Raw genomic sequence first — 16,615 nt, 5'->3', positions numbered from 1 at the left:
GGCGGGGATTTGCGGTTCGGGTTTTTGACAAACGCCACAACCTGATATTTTCAAACGGAGAAAACCAATGGGTGCTCAGAACGGAAAAGACCTGCTGATCAAGGTCGACATGACCTCGGACGGGCAGTTCGAGACGATTGCGGGCCTGCGCGCCACGCGTGTGAGTTTCAATGCCGAGGCGGTCGATGTGACGAGCCTTGAAAGCCAGGGCGGGTGGCGTGAGCTGTTGTCGGGGGCAGGTGTCCGGTCGGCCAACATCTCTGGCTCGGGCGTGTTCAAGGACGAAAGCACGGACGAACGTGCGCGCCAGATCTTCTTTGACGGCGAGACGCCGGATTTTCAGGTGATCATTCCCGATTTTGGCATTGTCGAGGGCCCGTTTCAGGTCACCGCGCTGGAGTACAGCGGCAGCCACAATGGCGAGGCGACCTATGAGGTGTCATTGGCCTCTGCCGGTGCCCTCAGCTTTACGGCGCTGGTTGCGTAGATGACCAATCCTTGGAGGGGAGAGGTGACGCTGGTCATCGATGGTCACCCGCGCGTGATGCGACTGACCTTGGGCGCGTTGGCAGGGCTTGAGGCCGCATTGGCTGAGCCGTCGCTCGTGTCTTTGGTCGAGCGGTTCGAGCAGAGCCGGTTTTCAAGCGCAGATGTTCTGGCGTTGTTGAAGGCGGGTTTGCTGGGCGGTGGCTGTGCTGAGGTCGCCGCTGACCTCGATCATGCGGAGATTGAGGGCGGGCCAATGGCTGCGGCCCGCGCTGCTGCCGAACTGATTGCCCGCGCCTTCGTGGTGCCCGGAGCATGACGGATGGCTTGGACTGGCCCGCCTTGATGCGGGCCGGGATGCAAGGGTTGCGCCTGACGCCAGATGCGTTCTGGGGCCTGACCCCTGCCGAATTGCAAGTGATGCTGGGCGATCCGGGGCAGTCCGCCCCGCTGCTGAGCGACGGGCTGGAGGCGTTGATGGCCGCATGGCCTGACGCGGCCCAATCATAGAGGGGACTGTACGATGAGCGATTACAAGGACGAGATCGAGGCGCTGGAAGAGAACACTGACGGATTGCGTCAGACACTCGATTCCACATCCGTTATGGTCACCAGTTTTGACAGTGAATTGCGCCGGATGCGTGAAAGCCTGTCCGCCACCAACAAGGATGTTGCCACGCTGGAAAAGGGCATGTCGCGCGGTTTGCGCAAAGCCTTTGACGGTTTGGTCTTTGATGGTCTGAGCCTGTCGGATGCGCTGGATACAGTGGCCAATTCGATGATCAACGCCACCTATAATGCCGCCATCAAGCCCGTGACGGATCACGTCGGCGGTTTGCTGGCGTCGGGTGTTGGCGGCCTTGTTCAGGGCATCCTGCCCTTTGCCGATGGTGCGCCCTTTTCGCAAGGCAGGGTCATGCCCTTTGCCTCGGGCGGGATCGTGAGTTCGACCACGCCGTTCGGGATGCGAGGTGGGATGGGTGTCATGGGTGAAGCGGGCCCGGAAGCCATCATGCCGCTGGCACGTGGCCCCGATGGCAAGCTGGGCGTGCGCGGTGGGGGCGGTGCCTCCACATCGGTCGTGATGAACATCACAACGCCGGATGTGCAGGGATTTGCCCGTTCGCAAAACCAGATCGCCGCCCAGATGAACCGCGCCCTGGGGCGTGCCAATCGCAATCGTTAACTCTGTAGGGGAGCTAGACACATGAATTTTCACGAGGTTCGCTTTCCCGCGTCCTTGAGCTTTGGCTCGGTCGGGGGTCCTGAGCGTCGCACGGAAGTGGTGACGCTGGCCAATGGGTTCGAGGAACGCAACACGCCCTGGGCGCATTCGCGTCGCCGCTATGACGCGGGGCTTGGCATGCGCTCGCTTGACGATGTCGAGACGCTGATCGCATTTTTCGAGGCGCGGATGGGCCAGATGCATGGGTTTCGTTGGAAAGACTGGTCGGATTTCAAATCCGCCAATGCCAGCGGCACGACGCAGTACGACGACCAAACCATTGCGATGGGCGACGGTGTCAAGGGCGTTTTCCCGTTGCTCAAGACTTACCGTTCGGGGCCGCATGACTATGCCCGCCCGATCACCAAGCCGGTGTCCGGCACGGTCCGTGTCGGTTTGGGGCGGGACGAAATGAAGGAAGGGGTCGATTACGAAGTCGATCTGACCACCGGTTTGATCACCTTCCAGCACCCACCTGAGCGTGATGTGGAAATTACCGCCGGTTTCGAATTTGATGTGCCTGTGCGCTTTGACACGGATCAGATCCAGACGTCGGTGGCCAGTTTTCAGGCGGGCAGCGTGCCGAACGTGCCAATCGTCGAGGTGCGTGTATAATGAGTGGGCAAAGCGAAGAGTTTCTGGCCCATGCGGCATCGGGCCTGACCACTTTGTGCCGTGCCTGGGCGATCACGCGCAAGGATGGCACATCGTTTGGGTTCACGGATCACGATTGTGAGTTGTCCTTTGGTGATGTCACCTTTCGTGCGGATTCGGGTCTGACGGCATCTGCGTTGGCACAATCGACCGGTCTGAGCGTGGACAACACCGAAGCCCTGGGCGCTTTGTCGGATGCATCGGTGCGCGAAGATGACATTGAGGCGGGTCGGTTTGACGGTGCGGATGTGCGCGCATGGCTTGTGAACTGGGCTGAACCTGATACCCGGTGGTTGCAGTTTCGCGGCACGATCGGTGAAATCCGCCGTGCCGGGGGGGCGTTTCATGCCGAGCTGCGCGGATTGACCGAGGCGTTGAACCGTCCATTGGGTCGGATTTATCAAAAGCCTTGCACTGCGGTGCTGGGCGATGGCGCCTGCCAGTTTGACGTGACTCAGCCCGGATATCGGCACTCCGGCGCAGCTGATCGCATGATCGACGGGCGTGTTTTTGAGTGGGATGTTCTGAACGGGTTTGATCCGGGCTGGTTCCAGCGCGGGCGTCTGGATGTCCTGACCGGAAAGAGCGCGGGTCTTTGGGGCATGATCAAGCGTGACACGCTTGATGGGGATGTGCGCCGGATTGAGCTTTGGGAGCCTATTCGCGGTGGTCTGGTGGACGGTGATGTTGTTCGTCTGACCGTGGGCTGTGACAAACGCTTTGACACATGTCGCTTGAAGTTCAACAACTTGCTGAACTTTCAGGGTTTTCCGGATTTGCCGGGTGATGATTGGGTCATGGCCTATCCCAATGGTGCCGGGGCCAATGCCGGCGGCAGCCTGCGATGAGCGGGGGCCGCGACGCCATCGTCTCCGAAGCGCGTGCGTGGATCGGGACACCATATATTCACCAACAGGCGGCCAAGGGCGCGGGCTGTGATTGCCTCGGTCTTGTGCGTGGCGTGTGGCGCGGCGTGATCGGGTCCGAGCCTGAGCGCCCGCCTGCCTATACAATGGACTGGTCCGAACCACAGGGCGAAGAGCTTTTGTGGGCAGCGGCGCTGCGCCATTTGAACCCGAAACCCGTCGATCATGCCGCCGTTGGTGACGTGATCCTGTTTCGCATGCGCGCGGGCGCTGTCGCCAAGCATCTGGGCATTCAGTCCGGGATCGGGGCTAGTGCCGCGTTTGTGCACGCCTATAGCGGCCATGGTGTGGTCGAGAGTCCGCTGAGTGCCCCTTGGGCGCGGCGTATCGTGGCCCGATTTGAATTTCCGACCGAGGAGGTCTGCTGATGGCGACTGTTGTACTTTCCGCCGCAGGTGCGGCTATTGGTGGCTCGCTTGGCGGGACGTTTCTGGGCTTGTCCTCGGTCGCGATTGGTCGTGCTGTGGGTGCCACGCTTGGCCGGGTCATTGATCAACGCCTCATGGGGCAGGGGTCCGACGTTGTCGAACATGGCAAGGTGGACCGGTTCCGTCTGACCAATTCAGGCGAAGGGTCTGCCATTTCCCAGCTTTATGGCCGCATGCGCCTTGGTGGTCAGGTGATCTGGTCGTCCGATTTTCTTGAAACCGTGACGACCAGTGGTGGCGGCGGTGGCAAAGGCGGCGGCGCGCCCAAAACGCCGGAAACCCGGACTTACAGCTATTCGGTGAGCCTTGCGCTGGCGGTCTGCGAAGGTGAGATCACCCATATTGGCCGTGTCTGGGCGGATGGTGAAGAGATCCCGGTCAATGATCTCAATATGCGCGTATATACTGGGTCGCAGGATCAACTGCCTGATCCGCTGATGGAGGCTGTTGAAGGGCAGGGTCTGGTGCCCGCCTATCGCGGAACGGCCTATGTGGTCATCGAAAACCTGCCGCTGGCGGATTTCGGCAATCGCGTGCCCCAATTGTCGTTCGAAGTGGTGCGCCCGGAACAGCCTGAGCAGGACGATGCGGCCGAGGAAATGACACGGGCTGTGCGCGCCGTGGCCCTTATGCCTGGCACCGGCGAATATGCCCTCGCCACCACGCCGGTGAACTACGTCAATGCCGCCCGTGGACGTTGGAGTGCGAACGTCAACACCCCTGCAGGGCAGACTGACTTTACAGTTTCCCTTGATGGTCTGGGACAAGAGTTGCCCAACTGCGAGGCCGCGTCCCTGATCGTGTCGTGGTTCGGGAATGATTTGCGCTGTGGGCAGTGTCAGTTGAAGCCCAAGGTCGAACGCAAGGACATTGAGGGCGAAAACATGCCTTGGGTCGTGTCCGGCGTGGATCGCGCCGGAGCAGACAAGATCGCCGAAATCGATGAGCGCCCGGTTTATGGCGGTACGCCGTCGGACGCATCGGTGGTCGAGGCCATTCAGGCGATGAACGCGGCTGGCAAGGCTGTGATGTTTTATCCCTTCATTTTGATGGACCAGCCGGAAGGCAACATGCTGCCTGATCCATATGATCCAACTGGCACGCAGCCGCATTTGCCGTGGCGCGGTCGGATCACGCTGTCGGTTGCACCGGGTGTGGATGGATCACCAGATGGGACTGCGGCCGCTGATGACGAAGTGGCCACTTTTTTTGGTATGGCCAAGGCCAGTGATTTCCAGTTCGTTTCCGGCGGCGCGCACTCGTCCACCGTTGTGCAATACACCGGGACCGGAGAATGGTCCTTGTCCCGCTTCATTCTGCATTATGCTGCCCTGTGTGCTGTTGCGGGCGGGGTTGAGGCCTTTTGCATCGGTTCTGAACTGCGCGGGCTGACCCAAATTCGTGGTGCTGGCAACAGCTTTGCCTTTGTCCAGAAGCTGCGCGAACTGGCGGGCGAAGTGCGCGCCATTCTTGGCCCTGATACCAAGATTTCCTACGCGGCGGATTGGACGGAGTATTTCGGTTACCAGCCACAGGACGGGACGGGCGACCGCTATTTTCATCTGGACCCTTTGTGGGCGGATGCGAATATCGATTTCATCGGTATCGACAATTACATGCCGCTGTCTGACTGGCGCGAGGGGCAGGATCATGCCGATGCGGGCTGGGGCAGCATTTACAACCTCGACTATCTGCGTGCCAACATCGCGGGTGGTGAGGGTTATGATTGGTACTATCACTCACCTGAGGCCAGCGTCGCGCAGATCCGGACACCCATCACCGATGGGGCCCATGAAGAGCCATGGGTGTTCCGGTTCAAGGACATCCGGAACTGGTGGAAGAATGCGCATTATGAAAGGGTGAATGGGGTTCGATCAGGAATCGCAACGGCTTGGCAGCCGGGTTCGAAGCCAGTCTGGTTTACCGAGCTGGGCTGCGCTGCTGTCGACAAGGGCACAAACGAGCCGAACAAGTTTCTGGATCAGAAATCTTCTGAAAGCAGCTTGCCCAAATACTCGAATGGCGCGCGCGATGATCTGATCCAGAAGCAGTATCTGCGTGCAATGCATTCGTTTTGGTCCGATCCCGCCAACAATCCGCAGGCCACGGAATACGAAGGCGCGATGGTCGACATGACCCGCGCCTATGTCTGGGCGTGGGATGCGCGGCCCTATCCATTCTTTCCCAATGCGCTGAGTGTCTGGAGCGATGGTGAGAACTATCCGCGCGGGCATTGGATCAACGGCCGGACGTCTGCGCGCACCCTGGCTTCGGTCGTGGGGGAACTGTGCGAGCGTGCTGGGCTGAGTGCTTATGATACATCCGGTTTGCATGGCTATGTGCGTGGCTATCTGGTCGAGGATGTATCGTCAGTACGCAGTGCGTTGCAGCCATTGATGCTGCGCTATGCCTTTGATGCGATTGAGCGCGATGGTGTTCTGAAATTCGTGATGCGTTCCGGTCTGGATGCGACAACGCTGGCATCCGAAACCTTTGCCGTCAGTTCAGACCTTGAAGGCCGTCTTGAGCAATCCCGCGAATCCGAGGCTGATCTGGCAGGCCGTGTTCGTTTGCGCTTTGTGCAGACGGACGGCAATTTCGACATTCTGTCGGAAGAAGCCATATTGGCAGATGATGCGACACATTCGGTTTCGACAACTGATTTGCCGATGGCGTTGACCCGTCCCGAAGGCCGCCAGATTGCTGAACGCTGGCTCTCCGAAGCGCGGATATCGCGTGAGACCGTGCGCCTTGCCCTGCCGCCATCTTTGCTTGGCGTCGGTGCGGGGGACGTCATCGAAGTCGCACCGGATCAGGCGGAAGGCCCGGGCCTTTATCGTGTGGATCGTGTTGAGCATGGTGAGATGCAGATTCTGGAAGCGGTACGGATCGAGCCAGAGGTGTATGTTCCGTCCGACCTGTCAGACGAGCTCGCGGGCGTGCGGGAATTTGTGCCGCCCGTGCCTTTGACGTCGGTCTTTCTGGATCTGCCATTGATGAGCGGCGAAGAGGTTGAGCACGCGCCCCATGTGGCTGTGTCCGGCGCGCCGTGGCCGGGCAGTGTGGCCGTCTATCAGTCGCCCACCGATACGGGGTTCTTGCTGAATTCCATCGTCTCTGCGCGCTCCAGCATGGGCTTTACAAAGACGCCTTTGGCGCGCGCGCGGGCTGGTGTCATCGATGTCGGATCGGCCCTCGAAGTCGAGATGATCCACGGGACGCTGGAGTCGACGTCGGATGCGGCCCTTTTGAATGGTTCGAACCTGGTTGCGATTGGCGACGGGACCCCCAACAATTGGGAGCTTTTTCAGTTTCGTGATGCTGAGTTGATCGCGCCGGGACGCTATTTGCTCAGCCACCGTTTGCGCGATCAGCTTGGCAGTGATGCGGTCGGTCCTGCGATTTGGCCGGAGGGATCGTTTTTTGTCGTTTTGAACGGCGCGCCCTCACAGATCGACCTTGCCCGCAACTTGCGCCGTGTCGCGCAGACCTATCGCGTTGGTCCCGCGCGGCGGAGTTATGATGATCCGTCCTATGAGGAGTTTGTGCATGCCTTTGATGGCAATGGGCTCAGACCGTATCGCCCGGCGCATTTGCGCGCTGTGAGTTCAGGAGGTGATCTGGACATATCCTGGATACGTCGCACACGGCTGGATGGGCATGACTGGGATCTTCCGGATGTTCCATTGGCCGAAGAAACCGAAAGCTACACGGTGCGGGTCATGGATGGCAGTGCCGTGGTGCGAGAGACTGTCGTGAGCACCCCAAGTTGGATTTATGATGCAGCTTTGCAAATTGCAGACGGGTTGACCGGTGATTTTGAGGTTAAAGTGGCGCAGAACTCGGCCCGGTATGGCCCGGGTCCGTTTGCCGCGCTGACTGTAGCTGCCTGATGCGGCCGGTTCTGGCTTCTGATCTGCTATGCGCAGGTCGTGCTGTATTGGCCGTCGCCCCGGAGTCGCGTGTCGCAATGGCACGGCGTTTGGTCGCCGCGGCCGAGATAGCCGATGCAGTGCGGCAGAGCAGCGGTGCGCGGCATCCGGAGTTTGGTGACGGCACTTTGGCCGCTGCGGCGCGGCATGCGGGCATGGCGGATGAGCGGACAATCTGCGATCCGGATTTTGCCCATGCGCTGATTTTGCTATTGCTGGCATTGGTTTATCGTGGACAGGCCGACCGATCGCGTTGAGAGATGATGTGCATCACAGGTTTGCGTTTGGAAGAAACGACTTACTTGAGGTATGCAGATCCGGAAAGGATGCGTTATGGCTTATCTCAAAACGAATATCACTGCGATTGACCCTCTTTGGGAACAGATCAATGACGAAGCGCGTCAAGCAGTTGTCGACGAACCGCTGATTGGCGGGTTTGTCCACGCCTGTATCCTGCACCACAAGTCGATTGAAAAGGCGCTGTCCTATCGCATCGCGGCCAAGCTGGCGTCGAACGAGATGTCGATGGTTGTCGTGCGCGAGATCGTCGAGGAAGCGTATCAGAAATCGCCCGAACTGGTGGATGCCGCGCGGGCTGATCTGATTGCTGTTTACGAGCGTGACCCTGCGTGCCACCGGCTGGTTCAACCGATCCTTTACTTCAAGGGTTATCAGGCCATCCAAGCCTACCGTGTCGGCCACTTTTTGTGGACCGAAGGGCATTATGACCTTGCCTATTTCTTCCAGATGCGGGTTTCGGAAATCTTTGGTGCGGACATTCACCCGGCGGCTTCCATCGGCAAGGGCATCATGATCGACCATGCCCATTCCATTGTGATTGGTGAAACAGCCGTCGTCGGCAACGATGTTTCCATGCTGCACTCCGTCACCTTGGGCGGAACCGGCAAGGAAGAGGAAGACCGGCATCCCAAGATCGGTGACGGTGTTCTGATCGGGGCGGGTGCGAAAGTTTTGGGCAACATTCGCGTTGGCAATTGCAGCCGGATTGCTGCCGGGTCCGTGGTGCTGGAAGAAGTGCCGCCCTGCAAAACAGTTGCGGGTATCCCCGCGCGGATCGTGGGCGAAGCGGGTTGTGATCAGCCGGCGGTGTCGATGAACCATATGCTGGGCAAAGATCAGTAGTCACCGCGTTTGATATTTGAAACGAGAAAGGCCGGAGCGCACGCTCCGGCCTTTTTTGCATTTTTGCAGGTCTGTTACGCCAGCATCGCCAGCGGATTTTCCAGGTTTTCCTTAATCGCGTTGAGCAGTTGCGCCCCAAGTGCGCCGTCGATCACCCGGTGATCCACGGAGAGGGTGACGGACATAACCGTTGCCACGCCCACCTCGCCATCCTTGCCCACAACCGGTTTCTTGACGCCCGCACCGACAGCCAGAATGGCGCCATGGGGCGGGTTGATCACCGCGTCGAAATTGTCGATGCCGAACATGCCGAGATTGGAGATCGCGAAACTGCCGCCCTGGTATTCATGCGGTGCGAGTTTGCGGTCGCGGGCGCGCGTGGCGAGGTCTTTCATCTCAGCCGACAGTGCGGAGAGTGATTTTTGGTGCGCGTCCTGAAGGACGGGCGTGAACAGACCGCCTTCGATGGCGACCGCGACGGCCACGTCCGAGGGGGTCAGCTTCAGCATCCGGTCACCGGCCCAGACGGCATTGGCATCCGGCACTTGTTGCAGAGCAATGGCGCAGGCCTTGATAATGAAATCATTGACTGACAGCTTTACACCGCGTTCTGCCAGTTGGCCGTTCAACGTGCCACGGAATTCCAGCAGCGCGTCGAGTTGGATGTCGCGGCGCAGGTAGAAATGCGGCACGGTTTGTTTGGCTTCGGTCAGGCGGGCGGCGATTGTCTTGCGCATCCCATCGAGCTTGATTTCCTCGTACTCGCGACCCTCGTACATGCGCGCAACCGCGTCTGCTGATGGACCCGATGGGGCCGCGGCGGCTGGCGCAGCAGATGCTGCTGCGGGCGACTCTTTGGCTGCTGGTGCAGCTTCGGCCTTTTCGACATCTGCCTTGACGATCCGACCATGCGGGCCCGAGCCCTTGATGGCGCTGAGATCGAGCCCTTTTTGCCCTGCGATCCGCCGGGCAAGCGGTGAGGCAAACACGCGCGTGCCATCGCCCGACTTTGGTGCGGCCGGGGCAGGGGTTGCGGCGGGCGCGCTGTCTCCTGCCGGGGCAGCGGCGGCAGGGGCGGGGGTTGCGTCGGGCTCCTTGGGCGCTGACGATGCGCCGATGTCATCTGCACTCTCGCCGTCTTCGAGCAGAACGGCGATGGCGGTGTTGACCTTCACCCCTTCGGTGCCTTCGGCGATGAGGATCTTGCCAATCGTGCCTTCGTCCACGGCCTCGAATTCCATCGTGGCCTTGTCGGTTTCAATCTCGGCCAGAAGATCGCCGGACGCAACCGTATCCCCCTCCTTGACCAACCACTTGGCGAGCGTGCCTTCCTCCATCGTGGGTGACAGGGCGGGCATGAGAATTTCTGTAGGCATGTTAGCGATCCTCGGTCAGTATTATTTGGTCAAACGGGGCCTTGAGGCGTGTTCCGCCGCGGGCCAGTTGGGTGATCGCGGCCTCGATCCCGTTCTTTTCTTGCGCCATCCAGACATAGGCCTGTTGATGCGACGGACGCGCACCAAAAAGGCGCGGCCCCGACGCCAGCCGCTCCGGCACGAGGGCCGTTACGGTGCGCCCGTCGACCGTCAGATCGACCCGGTAGCATTCGGTGGCGGGATCGCGGCCTCTGATCTCCATGCCAACCCCTAGCGGTACGTGACTTGTTTGACGGCGTCGATGACTTCGTCCGTTGTCAGCAGCGCGTGTTTTTCAAGATTGGCGGCATAGGGCATCGGCACGTCCTTGCCCGTGCAGTTGATCACCGGCGCATCGAGGTAATCGAACGCTTCCTGCATGATCACCGAGCTGATGTAGTTGCCGACGGACCCCTGCGGCCAGCCTTCTTCGACTGTGACACAGCGGTTGGTTTTCATCACGGAATTCAGAACGGTCGCCGTGTCCATCGGGCGCAGGGTGCGCAGGTCGATCACGTCGCAGTTGATCCCGTCCTCGGCCAGTTTTTCGGCGGCGGCCAGTGCGTATTGCATCCCGATCCCGAAGGAAACGATGGTGGCATCGTCGCCTTCGCGCCAGATGCGCGCCTTGCCGAAGGGAACAGTATAGTCGTCGATGTCCGGCACGTCGAAGGTGCGCCCATATAGGATCTCGTTCTCAAGGAAGATGATCGGGTTGGGGTCGCGGATCGCGGTTTTCATCAGGCCCTTATAGTCCGACGCCGAATAGGGCATCACGACCTTGAGGCCCGGGATCTGCATGTACCACGCGGCATAGTCCTGGCTGTGCTGGGCACCGACGCGTGCCGCTGCACCGTTGGGGCCACGGAACACCATGGGCGCGCCCATCTGACCGCCGGACATGTACAGCGTCTTGGCCGCCGAGTTGATGATGTGGTCAATCGCCTGCATGGCGAAGTTGAAGGTCATGAATTCGACAATCGGGCGCAGGCCGCCAAAGGCCGCGCCAACCCCGATCCCGGCAAAGCCGTGTTCGGTGATGGGTGTGTCCATCACGCGCTTGGGGCCGAATTCATCCAGCATCCCTTGGGAAATCTTGTAGGCACCCTGATACTCGGCCACTTCTTCGCCCATCAGGAACACGGTGTCGTCACGCCGCATTTCTTCGGCCATGCCGTCGCGCAGCGCTTCGCGCACGGTCTGCTGTTTCATCGCCGTGCCTTCGGGCCAATCGGGGCTGGTGTCCGCCTTGGGCGCGGCCGGGACGCTGGCCGGGGTCGAGGCGGTGTCTGGCGACGCCGCCTTGCCCTCATCCCCGCTGAGCGCGGCGGGGGCAGGGGCGGAAGAGGCCTGCACATCGTCCACGCTTTCGCCTTCTTCGATCAGGATCGCGATGGCGGTGTTGACCTTGACGCCTTCGGTGCCTTCTTCGATCAGGATCTTGCCGATGATGCCTTCATCGACGGCCTCGAATTCCATCGTCGCCTTGTCGGTTTCGATCTCGGCCATGATGTCCCCTGACGAGACGGTGTCGCCTTCCTTCACCATCCACTTGGCCAATGTGCCTTCTTCCATGGTCGGAGAGAGGGCGGGCATGAGAATTTCGGTTGCCATGATGTCTCTCCTATCTCACGCGTTCTGCGGTGCCGCGTCGTCGGCATAAATGTCTGTCCAAAGCTCTTCGAGCGCGGGCTCGGGGCTTTCCTTGGCGAATTCGGCAGAGGCGTTGACCACTTCCTTAATCTCCTTGTCGATGGCCTTGAGGTCATCTTCGCTCGCGTGTTTACCAGTCAGCAGCATGGAACGGACCGCTTCGATCGGGTCGCGTTCGTCGCGCATTTTCTGGACTTCTTCGCGGGTGCGGTACTTGGCCGGGTCCGACATGGAGTGGCCGCGGTAGCGATACGTCTTGATCTCGAGGATGTAGGGGCCTTTGCCTGCCCGGCAGTGTTCGACCGCCTTTTGCCCTGCGGCCTTGACCGCCAGCACGTCCATCCCATCCACTTCTTCGCCCGGAATGCCGTAAGCCGCACCGCGTTCCCAGTAGCTGGGGGATTTGGTCGACCGCTTGGTCGAGGTGCCCATGGCGTATTGGTTGTTTTCAATGACAAACACGACCGGCAGCATCCACAACTCGGCCATGTTATAGGCCTCGTAGACCTGGCCCTGGTTGGCCGCGCCGTCGCCAAAGTAGGTGAAGGTGACGTTGTCGTTGCCCTTGTACATGTCCGAGAACGCAAGGCCGGCCCCAAGGGGCACCTGTGCCGCCACGATGCCGTGGCCGCCATAAAAGTGTTTTTCTTTCGAGAACATGTGCATGCTCCCGCCTTTGCCCTTGGAATAGCCGCCCTCGCGGCCTGTCAGTTCGGCCATGACACCGTTGGGATCCATGCCACAGGCCAGCATATGGCCGTGATCGCGGTAGGATGTGATGCGCTTGTCGCCTTCCTTGGCCGCCGCTTCCAAGCCGACAACAACCGCTTCCTGCCCGATATAGAGGTGGCAGAACCCGCCGATCAAACCCATGCCGTAAAGCTGGCCCGCCTTTTCCTCAAAGCGGCGGATCAAAAGCATGTCGCGATAATAGGCTTTGAGCTCCTCCGCTGACACATTCGGTTTCTTCGTGGCTTTGCGCGCGGCCATGGGTGCCCTCCAGATAGAGAATATAGTTTAGCGTTAAACTATTGCTTACAGGATCTGCGCGCGGGGGCGAGTGCGAATATGCCGCAACGGAAAGCGGCGCGTAAGGTGTTGAGAGTGCGGGGTTTTAGCGGATGACGATTTCGTCGCTGCGCAACATGCCCAGCACGCTGCGGGCCTGTTCATCGAGCAGATCAAGATCAAGGTAGTCATCCGACAGGCGGCGGGTCAGGTTTTCCATCTCGGCCACCTCGAACTGAACGGCCATCAGTTGTGCGGCCAGATCGCGGGCTTCGGCGTCGATTTCGGCGCGGCGAAACAGTCCGTAATCGCCCTGCACGGCAGCAAATGTGAAGTAAATCCCGAGCGCGAACGCGACGGCGAAAAATATGACTGTGCCCAATGCGGGACGTGCGGTGCGGGTCATTTCTGCTGCCTTCTGGTGCCATCTCTTTCTGGATGGCTGCACGCACTATGGCACAGACGGGGCGCGTTGTGAATCCTTTTTCGGGCCTAAAGCCCTAGTGTTCATTCATTATTTTGCCGTTCAGCAGGGTTGTGAGGCTGCGCGGCACGAACCGGGGCAAAACGGTGATCAGCTTGTTCATGGCTCCGGGCACCACGACGGGCTTGCCGATGCGCGCCTGAAGCCACCCGGCCTCGGCGACGATGGCGGGATCCATGGGTTTGGCGAACTCCAGCAATTTGGCATCGGTCATCTTGGCATCTTCGAAAAAGTTCGTCGCCGTCGTGCCCGGACACAGGGCAGTGACGGTTACGTTGGTGCCGCTCAACTCATTGCCCACCGCTTCGGACAGGGACAGCACATAGGCTTTGGTGGCGCAATAGACCGCCATGCCCGGACCGGGCGAAAAGCCCGCAATCGATGCGACGTTCAGGATACGCCCCTTGTCCAGACCTTTCATATGGGGGATCGCCAGTTTCATCAGGCGGGTGAGGGCCAGCATGTTGACGTTGATCGAACTCATCTCGCGCTCCCAGGTCGCCTCGTCGGCAAATGACCCGTTCGATCCAAGACCCGCATTGTTGACCAGCACATCGACGCTGCGCCCCTTGGTGGCCTCTTTCCACAGACGATCCACTTCGCCCGTCTCCGACAGATCGGCGGGGATCACGACGGCTTCGACACCCAGCGCGCGGACCCGCTCGGCCACTTTTTCCAGCTTGTCCTTGGATCGCGCCGCCAGGATCACATTGCGCTTTTCCTTGGCGGCGATGTGGGCAAACTCGACCCCCAATCCTTCGGATGCGCCGGTGATCAGTGTCCAGTTTGCCATGTCGAATTCCCCCTCAAATCAAGCTGTACGTTGCACAATCAGGTAAGGCCCGACGGCATCGCGGCAATGTGTCAGCCTCATTATTGCATCAGCGCGGCGACGCCCGGCAACTCCTTGCCCTCCATCCACTCAAGAAAAGCACCCCCCGCAGTGGAGATATAGGTGAAGTTTTCAGCAACTCCGGCCTGATTGAGGGCCGCGACCGTATCCCCGCCGCCAGCGACGGTGACCAGTTGGCCCGATGTCGTCAGGTCGGCCGCCGCGCGTGCGGCCGCGACAGTGGCGGTGTCAAAGGGGGCGATTTCGAAAGCGCCCAGTGGTCCGTTCCAGATCAGCGTCTTGAGGGTCGCGAATTCCGACACGATGGCCGACACCGCATCGTCGCCTGCATCCAGCACCATCTGGTCGTCCTCAAGCCGGGTTTCGGCATCAAGGGACACGGTGTCATAGGGTGCTCCGGCTTTGAATGCGCGCGCGACGCGCCCGTCCGCGGGCAGCACGATGCGGCAGCCCGATTGCGCCGCCTTGGCCATGATGTCGCGTGCGGTGTCGTGCAGGTCCGCCTCTTGCAGCGATGCGCCAAGGTGGGCGCCCTGTGCCGCCAGAAACGTGTTGGCCATGCCGCCGCCGATCACCAGCACGTCGATCTTTTCGACTAGGTTCATCAGCAGATCCAGCTTGGTTGACACTTTGGCCCCGCCCACCACCGCGCCGACAGGGCGTTGCGGGTTCGACAGGGCCGCCTCAAGCGCGCTCAGTTCCGCCTGCATCAGACGCCCCGCACAAGAAGGCAGCAGATGCGCGACACCGGTGGTCGAGGCATGGGCGCGGTGCGCGGCCGAAAACGCATCATTGCAAAAGACATCACCCAGCGAGGCGAGGAACTGCGCCATCTTTGGATCATTGGCCTCTTCCATCGGGCTGAAGCGGGTGTTTTCGACAAGGATCACGGCATCCTGCGGCTGGGCATCAATAACGTCGCGGCTTGGGCGCTCAACAAAGGTGACAGGGCAGCCAAACGCAGCCTCAAGGGCAGGGACGAGGGGCGCAAGCGACATTTCGGGAACGGGTTTGCCCTTGGGACGGCCAAAATGGGCGAGCAGGACAGGGCTGCCACCTTGGGCGCGGATGTCATTGATCGTCGGCGCGATGCGTTCGATCCGGGTGGCGTCGGTCACGCGGCCGTCTTCGACGGGCACGTTGATGTCCACCCGCGTCAGCACCCGTTTGCGCGAAAGGTCCATATCATCCAGCGTTTTCCAGCCCATCTCAGCCTCCTGTCCAGCGTTTCGTCCTTGCATCGCGACAATTGCGCGACGCGTCAATGCACGACTTGTCCCTTGCGCCTGTGCGGCTTAGGTAAGTGGGCAAATAACTCCGAGGAAAGAGGCAAATATGGCCGAGATCAAAGACCCCGAAAACACGATCCTGATGGAACTCAAGGGGGGCACTGTCACCATCGCGCTGATGCCCGACGTCGCCCCCCAGCATGTCGAGCGGATGAAGGACCTGGCCCGCGCCGGGGAATATGACAACGTCGCCTTTCACCGCGTGATTGACGGGTTCATGGCACAGACGGGTGATGTGCAGCACGGTGACATGGAAGACGGGTTCAACATCCGCATGGCCGGAACAGGCGGGTCGGACAAGCCGGATGTGCCCGCGGAATTCTCGAAAATCCCCCATGCGCGCGGATCGCTGGGTGCGGCACGTTCGTCCAACCCCGACAGCGCCAACAGCCAGTTTTTTATCAATTTCAAGGACAATGATTTCCTGAACGGCCAGTACACCGTTTACGGACAGGTCGTGGACGGGATGGAGCATGTGGACGCCATCGCACGCGGTGAGCCGCCAGCGGAGCCGGACCGCATGATCAGCGTCAAGGTGGCGTCTGATGTTGCGTAAAAGCGCGGCACTGATCGCACTGTTGGCCGCGACCCCCGCGCTCGCCACAGGCATCGACATCACCGTTTCGGGTGAAGCAAGCGGCGTGATCTCTATCGATCTGCTTGAGGATGTCGCACCGGGGCACGTCGCCCGCATCACCACACTGGCCGAGGCGGGCGCTTATAATGGCGTCGTCTTTCACCGTGTGATCGACGGGTTCATGGCGCAGACGGGCGATGTGCAGTTTGGCCAGATCGATGGCTATGATGCGCGCATGGCCGGGCGGGGTGGGTCGGACCTTGGCAATCTGCCAGCCGAGTTTTCCGAGATCACCTTTGATCGCGGTGTGGTCGGCATGGCGCGCTCCCAGGATCCCGACAGTGCCAACAGCCAGTTCTTTATCATGTTCGCGCCGGGGCCGTTTCTGGATGGTCAATACACGGTTGTGGGCACGGTTACGTCCGGTCTTGATGTGCTGGACGCGATCAAGCGGGGCCACCCCCGTTCAGGCGCGATCACCGGTGCCCCGGACCTGATGTCAGATGTGAGCGTCACTGAATAAGAGACTGGAAGACAAACAA

Annotated in this window: 19 protein-coding genes; 12 read left to right on the top strand and 7 right to left on the bottom strand. The window is 60.4% G+C overall.

The features are described from left to right. Positions 1-67: 67 nt before the first annotated feature. From ACERZ8_RS17075 to cysE, 10 genes are all read left to right on the top strand, one after another. Positions 68-487 carry a phage major tail protein, TP901-1 family gene (locus ACERZ8_RS17075; protein WP_407593350.1) on the top strand — a complete coding sequence of 140 codons (420 nt, stop codon included), beginning with the start codon at positions 68-70 and terminating at the stop codon, positions 485-487. Next, a complete protein-coding gene (locus ACERZ8_RS17070) occupies positions 488-805 on the top strand; it encodes a GTA-gp10 family protein (protein WP_407593349.1) in 318 nt (105 codons plus the stop codon). Continuing rightward, positions 802-996, top strand: a complete 195-nt coding sequence (locus ACERZ8_RS17065; protein ID WP_407593348.1) for a rcc01693 family protein — start codon at positions 802-804, stop codon at positions 994-996. Before ACERZ8_RS17070 ends, ACERZ8_RS17065 begins: the two co-directional genes overlap by 4 nt. Before the next feature lie 13 nt (positions 997-1,009). Continuing rightward, positions 1,010-1,672 carry a phage tail tape measure protein gene (locus ACERZ8_RS17060; RefSeq protein WP_407593347.1) on the top strand — a complete coding sequence of 221 codons (663 nt, stop codon included), beginning with the start codon at positions 1,010-1,012 and terminating at the stop codon, positions 1,670-1,672. A 21-nt stretch (positions 1,673-1,693) separates the two neighbouring features. Continuing rightward, positions 1,694-2,326, top strand: coding sequence for a phage distal tail protein, Rcc01695 family (locus tag ACERZ8_RS17055; RefSeq protein ID WP_407593346.1), 633 nt, complete (start codon positions 1,694-1,696; stop codon positions 2,324-2,326). Continuing rightward, positions 2,326-3,213 carry a DUF2163 domain-containing protein gene (locus tag ACERZ8_RS17050; RefSeq protein ID WP_407593345.1) on the top strand — a complete coding sequence of 296 codons (888 nt, stop codon included), beginning with the start codon at positions 2,326-2,328 and terminating at the stop codon, positions 3,211-3,213. The genes ACERZ8_RS17055 and ACERZ8_RS17050 overlap by 1 nt, the downstream gene beginning before the upstream one ends. Then, complete coding sequence (locus tag ACERZ8_RS17045; protein WP_407593344.1) at positions 3,210-3,659, top strand: NlpC/P60 family protein; 450 nt, start codon at positions 3,210-3,212, stop codon at positions 3,657-3,659. The genes ACERZ8_RS17050 and ACERZ8_RS17045 overlap by 4 nt, the downstream gene beginning before the upstream one ends. Then, complete coding sequence (locus tag ACERZ8_RS17040) at positions 3,659-7,612, top strand: baseplate multidomain protein megatron (RefSeq protein ID WP_407593343.1); 3,954 nt, start codon at positions 3,659-3,661, stop codon at positions 7,610-7,612. Before ACERZ8_RS17045 ends, ACERZ8_RS17040 begins: the two co-directional genes overlap by 1 nt. After that, on the top strand, positions 7,612-7,908 hold the full coding sequence (locus ACERZ8_RS17035; RefSeq protein WP_407593342.1) for a DUF7742 family protein: 297 nt from the start codon (positions 7,612-7,614) through the stop codon (positions 7,906-7,908). The genes ACERZ8_RS17040 and ACERZ8_RS17035 overlap by 1 nt, the downstream gene beginning before the upstream one ends. A 76-nt stretch (positions 7,909-7,984) precedes the next feature. Further along, positions 7,985-8,794, top strand: coding sequence for a serine O-acetyltransferase (gene cysE, locus ACERZ8_RS17030; RefSeq protein WP_407593340.1), 810 nt, complete (start codon positions 7,985-7,987; stop codon positions 8,792-8,794). 74 nt (positions 8,795-8,868) lie between these two features. Here cysE and ACERZ8_RS17025 read toward each other — a convergent pair whose 3' ends face one another. From ACERZ8_RS17025 to ACERZ8_RS16995, 7 genes are all read right to left on the bottom strand, one after another. Beyond that, the gene (locus ACERZ8_RS17025) at positions 8,869-10,170 is read right to left on the bottom strand and encodes a pyruvate dehydrogenase complex dihydrolipoamide acetyltransferase (RefSeq protein WP_407593339.1); all 1,302 of its coding nucleotides are present in this window, start codon (positions 10,168-10,170) and stop codon (positions 8,869-8,871) included. A gap of 1 nt (position 10,171) precedes the next feature. Then, entirely contained in the window at positions 10,172-10,432 is a 261-nt protein-coding gene (locus ACERZ8_RS17020) for a hypothetical protein (protein ID WP_407593338.1), read from the bottom strand. 8 nt (positions 10,433-10,440) lie between these two features. Then, positions 10,441-11,823, bottom strand: coding sequence for a pyruvate dehydrogenase complex E1 component subunit beta (locus tag ACERZ8_RS17015; protein WP_407593337.1), 1,383 nt, complete (start codon positions 11,821-11,823; stop codon positions 10,441-10,443). Between the two features lie 15 nt (positions 11,824-11,838). Beyond that, positions 11,839-12,852, bottom strand: a complete 1,014-nt coding sequence (gene pdhA / locus ACERZ8_RS17010; protein WP_407593336.1) for a pyruvate dehydrogenase (acetyl-transferring) E1 component subunit alpha — start codon at positions 12,850-12,852, stop codon at positions 11,839-11,841. Between the two features lie 124 nt (positions 12,853-12,976). Next, positions 12,977-13,276, bottom strand: coding sequence for an FtsB family cell division protein (locus ACERZ8_RS17005; RefSeq protein ID WP_407593335.1), 300 nt, complete (start codon positions 13,274-13,276; stop codon positions 12,977-12,979). Between the two features lie 94 nt (positions 13,277-13,370). Next, on the bottom strand, positions 13,371-14,147 hold the full coding sequence (locus tag ACERZ8_RS17000) for an SDR family NAD(P)-dependent oxidoreductase (RefSeq protein ID WP_407593334.1): 777 nt from the start codon (positions 14,145-14,147) through the stop codon (positions 13,371-13,373). An 80-nt stretch (positions 14,148-14,227) separates the two neighbouring features. Further along, positions 14,228-15,415 (bottom strand): phosphoglycerate kinase, encoded by a 1,188-nt coding sequence (locus tag ACERZ8_RS16995; protein WP_407593333.1) that lies wholly within the window; start codon positions 15,413-15,415, stop codon positions 14,228-14,230. A gap of 127 nt (positions 15,416-15,542) precedes the next feature. Between ACERZ8_RS16995 and ACERZ8_RS16990 the strand changes: the two genes are divergently transcribed. Together ACERZ8_RS16990 and ACERZ8_RS16985 are read left to right on the top strand one after the other, a co-directional pair. Next, a complete protein-coding gene (locus ACERZ8_RS16990; protein WP_407593332.1) occupies positions 15,543-16,052 on the top strand; it encodes a peptidylprolyl isomerase in 510 nt (169 codons plus the stop codon). Beyond that, positions 16,042-16,596, top strand: a complete 555-nt coding sequence (locus tag ACERZ8_RS16985; protein WP_407593331.1) for a peptidylprolyl isomerase — start codon at positions 16,042-16,044, stop codon at positions 16,594-16,596. The genes ACERZ8_RS16990 and ACERZ8_RS16985 overlap by 11 nt, the downstream gene beginning before the upstream one ends. The last annotated feature ends 19 nt before the right edge of the window (positions 16,597-16,615 follow it).

This window comes from Tateyamaria armeniaca, assembly GCF_045797845.1.
GTDB lineage: Bacteria > Pseudomonadota > Alphaproteobacteria > Rhodobacterales > Rhodobacteraceae > Tateyamaria > Tateyamaria armeniaca.
The sequence above is the reverse complement of the archived record's forward strand: the minus strand, read 5'-3'. Positions and strand labels throughout refer to the sequence as shown.

Bases quoted from the DNA above. Each gene is read 5' to 3' on its own strand.
- ACERZ8_RS17055 (WP_407593346.1), top strand. From the start codon at position 1,694: ATGAATTTTCACGAGGTTCGCTTTCCCGCGTCCTTGAGCTTTGGCTCG.
- ACERZ8_RS16985 (WP_407593331.1), top strand. From the start codon at position 16,042: ATGTTGCGTAAAAGCGCGGCACTGATCGCACTGTTGGCCGCGACCCCC.
- ACERZ8_RS17045 (WP_407593344.1), top strand. From the start codon at position 3,210: ATGAGCGGGGGCCGCGACGCCATCGTCTCCGAAGCGCGTGCGTGGATC.
- ACERZ8_RS17025 (WP_407593339.1), bottom strand. From the start codon at position 10,170: ATGCCTACAGAAATTCTCATGCCCGCCCTGTCACCCACGATGGAGGAA.
- ACERZ8_RS17065 (WP_407593348.1), top strand. From the start codon at position 802: ATGACGGATGGCTTGGACTGGCCCGCCTTGATGCGGGCCGGGATGCAA.
- ACERZ8_RS17040 (WP_407593343.1), top strand. From the start codon at position 3,659: ATGGCGACTGTTGTACTTTCCGCCGCAGGTGCGGCTATTGGTGGCTCG.
- ACERZ8_RS17075 (WP_407593350.1), top strand. From the start codon at position 68: ATGGGTGCTCAGAACGGAAAAGACCTGCTGATCAAGGTCGACATGACC.
- ACERZ8_RS16990 (WP_407593332.1), top strand. From the start codon at position 15,543: ATGGCCGAGATCAAAGACCCCGAAAACACGATCCTGATGGAACTCAAG.
- ACERZ8_RS17060 (WP_407593347.1), top strand. From the start codon at position 1,010: ATGAGCGATTACAAGGACGAGATCGAGGCGCTGGAAGAGAACACTGAC.
- ACERZ8_RS17000 (WP_407593334.1), bottom strand. From the start codon at position 14,147: ATGGCAAACTGGACACTGATCACCGGCGCATCCGAAGGATTGGGGGTC.
- ACERZ8_RS17050 (WP_407593345.1), top strand. From the start codon at position 2,326: ATGAGTGGGCAAAGCGAAGAGTTTCTGGCCCATGCGGCATCGGGCCTG.
- ACERZ8_RS17070 (WP_407593349.1), top strand. From the start codon at position 488: ATGACCAATCCTTGGAGGGGAGAGGTGACGCTGGTCATCGATGGTCAC.
- pdhA (WP_407593336.1), bottom strand. From the start codon at position 12,852: ATGGCCGCGCGCAAAGCCACGAAGAAACCGAATGTGTCAGCGGAGGAG.
- cysE (WP_407593340.1), top strand. From the start codon at position 7,985: ATGGCTTATCTCAAAACGAATATCACTGCGATTGACCCTCTTTGGGAA.
- ACERZ8_RS17020 (WP_407593338.1), bottom strand. From the start codon at position 10,432: ATGGAGATCAGAGGCCGCGATCCCGCCACCGAATGCTACCGGGTCGAT.
- ACERZ8_RS17005 (WP_407593335.1), bottom strand. From the start codon at position 13,276: ATGACCCGCACCGCACGTCCCGCATTGGGCACAGTCATATTTTTCGCC.
- ACERZ8_RS16995 (WP_407593333.1), bottom strand. From the start codon at position 15,415: ATGGGCTGGAAAACGCTGGATGATATGGACCTTTCGCGCAAACGGGTG.
- ACERZ8_RS17035 (WP_407593342.1), top strand. From the start codon at position 7,612: ATGCGGCCGGTTCTGGCTTCTGATCTGCTATGCGCAGGTCGTGCTGTA.
- ACERZ8_RS17015 (WP_407593337.1), bottom strand. From the start codon at position 11,823: ATGGCAACCGAAATTCTCATGCCCGCCCTCTCTCCGACCATGGAAGAA.